The organism is Pediococcus damnosus, assembly GCF_001437255.1.
Lineage (GTDB): Bacteria > Bacillota > Bacilli > Lactobacillales > Lactobacillaceae > Pediococcus > Pediococcus damnosus.
This window is the reverse complement of sequence record NZ_JQBD01000083.1, coordinates 1-8,442: the sequence shown is the minus strand read 5'-3', so window position 1 is coordinate 8,442 and position 8,442 is coordinate 1. Positions and strand designations below refer to the sequence as shown.

The 8,442-nt window shown below is 37.8% G+C and carries 9 protein-coding genes; all 9 read left to right on the top strand.

The genetic code is table 11. The features are described from left to right. Positions 1-63 precede the first annotated feature (63 nt). Entirely contained in the window at positions 64-1,101 is a 1,038-nt protein-coding gene (locus IV84_RS08710; protein WP_046871396.1) for a methionine ABC transporter ATP-binding protein, read from the top strand. After that, positions 1,091-1,777, top strand: a complete 687-nt coding sequence (locus IV84_RS08705) for a methionine ABC transporter permease (protein WP_046871395.1) — start codon at positions 1,091-1,093, stop codon at positions 1,775-1,777. The genes IV84_RS08710 and IV84_RS08705 overlap by 11 nt, the downstream gene beginning before the upstream one ends. A gap of 173 nt (positions 1,778-1,950) precedes the next feature. Next, positions 1,951-2,781 carry a MetQ/NlpA family ABC transporter substrate-binding protein gene (locus IV84_RS08700; protein ID WP_046871394.1) on the top strand — a complete coding sequence of 277 codons (831 nt, stop codon included), beginning with the start codon at positions 1,951-1,953 and terminating at the stop codon, positions 2,779-2,781. A 127-nt stretch (positions 2,782-2,908) separates the two neighbouring features. Next, entirely contained in the window at positions 2,909-3,823 is a 915-nt protein-coding gene (locus IV84_RS08695) for an L-lactate dehydrogenase (protein WP_046871393.1), read from the top strand. Positions 3,824-3,976: 153 nt separating this feature from the next. Continuing rightward, positions 3,977-4,759, top strand: coding sequence for an ABC transporter ATP-binding protein (locus IV84_RS08690; RefSeq protein WP_046871392.1), 783 nt, complete (start codon positions 3,977-3,979; stop codon positions 4,757-4,759). Continuing rightward, positions 4,749-6,554, top strand: coding sequence for an FtsX-like permease family protein (locus tag IV84_RS08685; RefSeq protein ID WP_046871391.1), 1,806 nt, complete (start codon positions 4,749-4,751; stop codon positions 6,552-6,554). Before IV84_RS08690 ends, IV84_RS08685 begins: the two co-directional genes overlap by 11 nt. 13 nt (positions 6,555-6,567) lie before the next feature. Continuing rightward, a complete protein-coding gene (locus IV84_RS08680) occupies positions 6,568-6,945 on the top strand; it encodes a GntR family transcriptional regulator (protein ID WP_046871390.1) in 378 nt (125 codons plus the stop codon). Next, complete coding sequence (locus tag IV84_RS08675; RefSeq protein ID WP_046871389.1) at positions 6,935-7,801, top strand: ATP-binding cassette domain-containing protein; 867 nt, start codon at positions 6,935-6,937, stop codon at positions 7,799-7,801. Before IV84_RS08680 ends, IV84_RS08675 begins: the two co-directional genes overlap by 11 nt. Further along, on the top strand, positions 7,798-8,442 hold a 645-nt coding region (locus IV84_RS08670), incomplete at its 3' end, for a hypothetical protein (RefSeq protein WP_056986436.1). The genes IV84_RS08675 and IV84_RS08670, both read left to right, overlap by 4 nt.

The following is an 8,442-nucleotide window of genomic DNA, read 5'->3' as shown; positions in this document are numbered from 1 at the left end:
TTCACCAATACCAGAAAGTGTAGATCCTTTTTTGTTTGCTAAAAGAAAGAGGAGGTTGATTATTTGATAGAGTTTAAAGATGTTTCTAAAACCTTCACCACAGATAAGGGAACCGTTCCAGCAATTAAAGATGTGAATATGAAAATTGAAGATGGTGAAATTTTTGGGATCGTGGGTTATTCTGGCGCTGGCAAAACGACTTTAATCCGGATGCTCAATGGCTTAGAAACTCCGACGACCGGTTCGGTTACAGTAAATGGGACAGAAATTTCAAGTTTAAACAGAGGTGCCTTACGTAAGAAACGACATAAAATTGGAATGATCTTCCAGCATTTTAACTTACTTTGGTCACGAACAGTTCAAAAAAATATTGAATTTCCCTTAGAGATTGCAAAGGTTTCAAAGAGTGAACGCCATAAGAAGGCTAACGAGTTAATTAAGTTAGTCGGGTTGGAAGGTAAGGAAGATGCTTATCCTTCTGAGTTGTCTGGTGGACAAAAGCAACGAGTTGGTGTGGCGAGGGCCTTGGCAAATGATCCAGAAATTCTCCTTTCTGATGAAGCAACCAGCGCTTTAGATCCGCAAACAACTGATGAAGTTTTGGATCTGCTGCGAGACATTAATAAGCGATTGGGAATCACGATTGTGTTGATCACCCATGAAATGCATGTGATTCGTAAAATTTGTGACCATGTGGCTGTTCTAGATGGTGGTGGGATCATTGAGTCAGGTCAGGTTATGGAGGTGTTTAAGCATCCCCAGCAGGCAATTACCAAACGATTCGTTTATTCGGAAGCAGCGCCTTCTCCGGAAGATACACATGTTGTTGTGGAACAACTGCTTAAAGAGTATCCGAATGGAAAAATTATTCAGTTGACTTTCCATGGGAATCAAGCTAATTTACCGATTGTCTCAGAAATTATTCATAAGTTTCCTAAACTACGCATTAGCATTATTGAAGGAAATATCCATCAAACGCAAGAAGGCGCAATTGGTTCACTATTTTTACAATTGATAGGTGATTCAACGGACATTGATGGCGCATTAGATTACTTAAAGACGATGCGGGTTGAAACCGAGGTGATTGAAAATGGACGGTAGTACAAGTTATTTTGATTTTAAAAATGTAGATTGGGGTCAAATGAGAAGTGCCACTTGGGAAACCATCTGGATGACGGTAGTTTCCATCGTGGCTGTTGCAATTTTAGGTTACTTTATTGGATTACTACTATTTGAAACAAGTGGGAGTAAGAGTTTTGTTGTTCGAGCAATTAACTGGATAGTGGCACTTTTTGTTAATGTGTTCCGATCAATTCCTTTCATTATCTTAATCGTTTTGTTATTGCCATTCACAAAACAAGTTGTTGGAACGATTATCGGACCGGTTGCTGCGTTACCATCATTGATTATTTCTGCGGCCCCGTTTTACGGTCGGATGGTTGAACTTGCGTTTCACGAAATTGATCGTGGTGTTCTGGAAGCCTCTGAAGCAATGGGAGCAAGTCAATGGCAAATCATTACAAAAGTATTGCTACCGGAAAGTTTACCTGCTTTGATTTCAGGAATTACAGTAACAGCGATTTCGTTAATCGGCTATACAGCAATGGCTGGTGCGATTGGTGCTGGAGGGCTAGGAAATTTGGCCTATCAAGAAGGTTTTGAAAGTAGTAACAATACCGTTACACTTGTTTCCACAGTCATTATTGTTTTAATTGTTTTTGCATTCCAGTTTGTTGGAGACTTTGCAACTAAGAAAGTTGATAAACGAGTTGTTTAGAATGAAGATTCAAATGGTGTAAGTAAGTTTTAGAATTTACAAAATAGACATTAATTTTCATGAGGGGCCAGTCCGAGTAGTCGCTTTAGCGATGTAGAGAGGATGGTCATCCGTACCGTAAATAAGATTTTGTGTTAACAAAATAGACATTAATTTTCAGGAGGAGTTTGGATATGAAAAAAAGTAAGGTTTTTGGTTTATTAGCAGTCGTCGCAACTGCATTCTTATTGGTTTCTTGTGGTAAGAAATCAGACTCAAGTACAAGTTCAAAGACAACCACCATTACCGTTGGAGCTTCTGCAGTTCCCCATGCACAGATTTTGAAACATGTGCAACCGGAGTTGAAAAAGGAAGGCGTTAATTTAAAGATTAAAGTGTTCCAAGACTACGTGCTTCCTAACAAAGCTTTAGCAGGTGGCGATATTGATGCCAACTACTTCCAGCACATTCCCTTCTTAAAACAATGGAATGCTAAGAACAAAGGCAATCTAATTGATGCTGGCGCTGTTCATTTGGAACCGATCGCAGTCTTCTCTAAAAAGTACAAGAATTTGAAGGATTTACCTAAAAATGCAACCGTACTTGTAAGTAGCAATACGCCTGATTATGGGCGTGTCTTGACCATCTTTAAAGATGCCGGATTAATTACCATTAAAAAGGGTGTGGACATTACAAGTGCAAACTTTGATGACATTGCATCCAATCCAAAGCATCTACAGTTCAAACATAGTTACGAACCAAAGTTGATGCCTCAATTGTACAAAAATAACCAAGGAGATGCTGTTGTAATTAATGCAAACTACGCTGTTCAAGGTGGCTTGGATCCTGTTAAACAGTCAGTTGCAATTGAAAAGTCATCATCACCTTACAAAAATATTGTTGCCATTCGTCCAAACGAAAAGAACAATAAGGCTATTAAGAAGTTAGTTAAAGCTTTACAATCTAAGAGTACCCAAGATTGGATTAAGAAAGAATACAAGGGCGCCGTTTTACCAGCTAAATAAGTTGGTTATTGAAAATTTGGAAAAGAATCAAAGAAACTCGCAAACCATTTTGTGGGTTTCTTTTACATATTGACCAAAATCTGTAAAATGGTACGATTAACTTATTAAAAGGAAAAGGGTGTTTAACATGCGAAAGTTTGGAATCATTGGTGTAGGAAACGTTGGGCGGACAGTTGCTTATACGTTAGTTACAAAAGGGATTGCTGATTCATTGGTCTTAATTGACAAGGATCGAAAAAGAGCTCGTGCTGAGCAGGTAGATTTACAAGATGCTCAGGCAAGGTTATCAACAACCACACAGGTATCAATTCAAGATTACGAGGACCTAAAAGATGTTGAAGTATTGTATATTTCAGCGGGGGATGTGTCGATATCCACAAATGGTGGTAACCGATTTGACGAATTCAAACTTACCTCAGCAGTTGTAAAAGAAATTGCTCCCAAGATTGTAGCTTCAGGATTTCACGGAATTATCATCGATATTATGAATCCATGTGATGCAGTTACAAGCTACTTGCAGAAATTAACTGGTTTCTCAAAACAGCGCGTATTTGGAACCGGGACTTTCCTCGATACAGCTCGAATGCAGCGAGTAGTTGGTGAGAAGTTAAACATTAATTCACGTAGTGTTGAAGGCTATGTCTTAGGTGAACATGGCAATACTCAATTTGTTGCATGGTCCAGTGTGCGGGTCCAGGGCAAAGCAATTAAGGAGTTACCTGAAGCAAAAGACTTTGATTTTGACGCTTTAGCTGATGCTGCAAAACAGGGTGCTTGGGAAGTTGCTTCTGGAAAAGGCTTTACATCGGATGCTATTGCTACTTGTGCCGTAAGTCTCGGTCAAGCTGTTTTATCTGATGCACGGATTGTTTGTCCTGTATCTGGTTACAGTAGCTTATACGATACGTATGTAGGCATTCCGGCCATTGTAGGTAAGAATGGAATTGAATCAACGGTGACCTTACCTTTAGATACAGCAGAACAGGCTAAGTTTGCTCACTCAGCACAAATGATTCACGATAGTGTTGCAAAATTAGATTAAATTTTATAAATTATAAATAAAACAACTTTTAAACTCGAAACAAATCCTAACAGGATCCGTTTTGAGCTTAAAAGTTGTTTTTTTGCTTGACAGTTAAGTAGGCCTCATATATAGTTAGTTACGTAAGCAATTAACCAACGGGGGAGAAACTAAATGAATCAGAATACGGTGATTGATGTTCAACATGTAACTAAGGTATATGGAAAAAAGACTGAAAAGCAATATACAGCCTTAAAGGACGTCAATTTTAAAGTACGTCAAGGAGAATTTGTGGGGATTATGGGGGCCTCAGGTTCCGGGAAAACAACGTTGCTTAATATTTTGGCAACGATGGATAAGCCAACGGAAGGACGAGTTTTGGTTGGCAATCAAGATATTACGAAGTTAGATGGCAATCAAGTTTCTGATTTTCGTGCGAAGCAGATTGGATTCATTTTTCAAGATTTTAATCTTCTGGAAAGTTTAACCAATGCAGAAAATATTGGCTTGCCTTTAACACTACAGGGTGCCAAGAAACGAAAAACAAATGAGCTCGTTCATCAAGTTGCCGGGCAACTGGGAATTAATCAACTCTTGGATAAATATCCGGTTGAAATTTCAGGTGGGCAGAAACAACGCGTGGCGGCAGCACGGGGACTTATCTCACGACCACAGATTTTGTTTGCGGATGAACCTACAGGTGCGTTAGATTCAAGAAATGCTCGTGAACTGTTGGAAACATTAAAGCAAGTAAACGATGAAGAACAAGTCTCAGTCTTAATGGTGACTCATGATCCTTTTTCAGCTAGTTACTGTGAACGAATTTTGTTCATTAAAGATGGAAAAATTGGTGAACAGTTGGAAGCTGGTGATCAAAAGCGGAGCGAGTTTTACCAAACGATTTTGAATAAGTTGGGCACCTTCAATGATCAAGGGGAGGATGTCGATGTTATTTAAATTAGCGTTTGTAAATGTCCGGGATCGCTGGCGAGACTATCTGGTTTTGTTTTTTGGTTTAATAATTTCAGCTGCAATTTTTTATATGTTTGAGGCAATTGCCACGAATAAGGCTTTAATCCAAGCAAATATTTCGTTTAAACTGGCAGTAATTGTATTTCAATTTGGCTCGGTACTGCTTGGGATAATTACCTTAGTTTATATTGTTTATGCTAATTCATTTTTAATGACGATGCGTGAACATGACTATGGGCTGTTCATGATGTTGGGTGGTAAAAAATCACGATTAGGGTTATTAATTTTTACGGAGACCTTACTGATTGGATTAGTTTCAACTGGTGTTGGTGTATTGGTGGGAATCGGTTTGACACAAGGACTATCCCAATTACTCATGACGCAACTCGGTGTGCAAATCACAAAATTTACAGCTTTGAATAATACAGCTTGTTTAAGTACCATTTTATTTTTTGTAATTCTATTTTTGGTGGCATCTATCATTAACCAGCATAAAATCCTTCATCGACCCGTTTTAAGATTATTAAAGGGAAATTCTGAGGCCGATAAGCCAATGAAGGTAACAGTGTGGCGATATATTGAAGGGGTAATCGGAATTGGTCTTTTAGCGGTCGGTTATTGGGCCATGGCCAAGATTGAAATTTTACAACTCATGGCCATTCCCATTGCGTTAGTAACAATCGTATTAGGAACTTATTTTTTATTTAATGCCCTTTTTCAATTATTAATTTATGGTCTTAAAACCACAAATTTAGCGTTTAAAGGTCTTAACGGATTTACATTGGGTCAACTTAATTTTAGAATTCGTGATTATACAAAAATGTTATCGGTTGTCAGTATTTTATTTGCTTTAGCGTTAGGGGCAATCACGGTTGGAATGGGCTATCATCGGATTATTCCAGTAATGGCAAAAAGTAATACTGCCTATGACTTGGCTGTGTACAAACAAACACCCCAAGCAACAAGGCTGGTTCACCAGCTTGATTTGCAAGAAAAGCAAACGTATCGGCAAAAGATTAAAGGAACAACGATTTATTTTGTAACAGATGATTTTCAAAAACAGCCTTTTGAGATGGCAAAAGTAAACAAAGAAAAGGTTTCTAATCATAGGCTAACTTTGAACCAATTGAAACATAGCGGTCGTGGTCAGGAACAATTGTTGAGTTTGCAAACTAACTATTATGAGTTAAGACAAATTAAATTTGTTTCACAAAAAGAATTTCAAACGATTCAAGCGAAACCCAGTAAATTAGTTTTGATAAAAACAACTGGTCTTGCAAAAAGCGCCAAGATCTTGAATCGGATTGCTAAAAATCAGGTTAGTGAAATAAAAAATCCACAGGTGACAATCGACTCACTAGGCGGTGCTTATCCGATTTATCAATCCGCAAATATTGTGTTTGGTGGGCTTGAATTTGTCGGATTTTTTCTTGGAATGGCTTTTTTAACCATGTTGGCAAGCTGCCTTATGTTTAAAATCTTATCTGGGGCTCAGTTAGATAAGCGGCGTTATCAGATGTTGAATCGGTTAGGCACACGCCAAAAGCTCATTCGAAAATCGATTCGACGAGAAATTGGGGTCTTGTTTTTCTTACCAGGAGTTTTAGGCGTCGTTCATGTGTTATTTGGTCTTAAGATGTTTGTACCATTGATGGGGAATCCGTATACCAATTTGGCCACACCATTTACGATTTTTATCTGTTTATATTTGATATATTACTTAATAACAGTATTAATTTATGAAAAATTAGTGGTACCAACTGTCAGAATGCAGTTTTGAGGTGGTGAATAAGATGCAATTTGATTTTAGTGGACAAGAACCAATTTATTTACAAGTAGCCAATCAAATTGAAGAGGGAATTTTTACAGGGGCATTTAAAGAAGAAACCCAGGTCCCTTCGACGACTGAAATGTCACGAGAGTTTCATATAAATCCAGCTACAGTTCTTAAAGGAATAAACATACTAGTGAACGAAAAACTTGTTGAAAAACGACGTGGGCTGGGGATGTTTGTTTGCAAAGGGGCTTATAATTTGATCTTGGAAAAAAGGAAGGCCGCCTTTTTTGAAGATTACGTCAAAAAGATTGTGTTAGAAGCTAAGAATCTAAAGTTAACCGAGGTTGAACTTGTTCAACTGATTAAGAGGGGGTTTCAGTCAAATGAAGATTAAAGTTGATGATGTTTCAAAACAATTTGGGCACAAACAAATTTTAAAAGAGATCAACTTAGAGCTAGAGCCAAACCGGATTTATGGATTGTTGGGTAGAAATGGGGCTGGGAAAAGTACCTTATTGAATATCCTGACAGATCGGATATTTCCTAATGGTGGTTCAGTAACAATGGATGGTGAGGCCGTTCATGAAAATGATAAGTTGCTTGGAAAAATGTATTTGATGAGCGAAGTTAATTTATATCAAAAACGCGCGCGTTTACAAGATTTGTTTCAGGCTTCTCGTTTAATGTATGGCGGATTTGATGATGCGTACGCAAAACACCTATGTGACGCCTTTGAGCTAAATCCTAAGTTGAAATTTGGCCAATTATCAACTGGTTATCGAACTATTTTTAAGTTGATTATTGCATTAAGCTTACCCGTTGATTTCGTGTTTTTAGATGAGCCAATTTTGGGATTGGATGCCAACCATCGTGAGCTATTTTATAAAGAATTATTAGATAGTTACAGTCAGCATCCGCGAACCTTTGTAATTTCGACCCATATGATTGAAGAAGTTGCTAACATGATTGAGCACGTGTTTGTTATTGAAGACGGGAAAATTTTGGTGGACGACGACGTGGATCATATGTTGGCTCAAGCCTATGTAATTACGGGACCTGGTGAAACTGTGGATAGTTATACAGAAGGCTTGAATGTGATTGGTTCTGAATCTTTGGGAAACTTGAAGGGCAACTATGTGTTTGGAAAATTGAACGACACTAGAGAAATTCCGGACACAGTTCAAATTTCACGAATGGATTTGCAAAAACTATTTATCCACTTAACTAGTGAGGAGGGGCAGGCCAAATGAAAACAAAATTAGTTATGCGAAACTTATTTAAACGTGATTTGAAGTTGATGGGATATACATACGTTTTGACATTTGCTGCTGTGTTCGTCCTCCCTGTAATTTTTGCGTTGTTATTTACAGGAAGTTTGCATGGAGTTTCATTTCAAAACTTGTTACAAAATGATATTTTGCCATTTATTTCGATGCTGTTTTTATTTGTAATTGGTCACCGCGTGTATGAACCATTTAAGTTTTACATTCAAAATGGAATTTCGCGACGAACTGTTTGGCAAGCAACCCTTATTGTTACTGGAGTTAACAGCTTATTGATGAGTGTAATCAATTATTGCTATTTTTATTTAATTGTTCAGCCAAACGTTGGAAATGAATTTACGACATTTTATGATGATGCATTTGGAAAGTTTCTGGGATCCACAAGTGTCGGAAATATTTTTACCCAGATTCTTTATGAGTGGTTGTTACTTTGGTTAGTGGGAGTCGCAGGATCATTTTTTGGGAGTTTTTCCGCTTTAATGAAAAAACGGACCCGGAGAATTTTATGGATTGCGATTCCAATTGCGTTGATTGTCTTACTGCGATTCCTATCTCAATTTCATATGGGGATGAACTTATGTCAAGGGCAGTTTAAAAATGTAGGTTTT

Excerpts from the sequence above, each read along its gene's own strand:
- IV84_RS08680 (WP_046871390.1), top strand. The coding sequence starts at position 6,568 with ATGCAATTTGATTTTAGTGGACAAGAACCAATTTATTTACAAGTAGCC.
- IV84_RS08705 (WP_046871395.1), top strand. The coding sequence starts at position 1,091 with ATGGACGGTAGTACAAGTTATTTTGATTTTAAAAATGTAGATTGGGGT.
- IV84_RS08675 (WP_046871389.1), top strand. The coding sequence starts at position 6,935 with ATGAAGATTAAAGTTGATGATGTTTCAAAACAATTTGGGCACAAACAA.
- IV84_RS08695 (WP_046871393.1), top strand. The coding sequence starts at position 2,909 with ATGCGAAAGTTTGGAATCATTGGTGTAGGAAACGTTGGGCGGACAGTT.
- IV84_RS08685 (WP_046871391.1), top strand. The coding sequence starts at position 4,749 with ATGTTATTTAAATTAGCGTTTGTAAATGTCCGGGATCGCTGGCGAGAC.
- IV84_RS08700 (WP_046871394.1), top strand. The coding sequence starts at position 1,951 with ATGAAAAAAAGTAAGGTTTTTGGTTTATTAGCAGTCGTCGCAACTGCA.
- IV84_RS08690 (WP_046871392.1), top strand. The coding sequence starts at position 3,977 with ATGAATCAGAATACGGTGATTGATGTTCAACATGTAACTAAGGTATAT.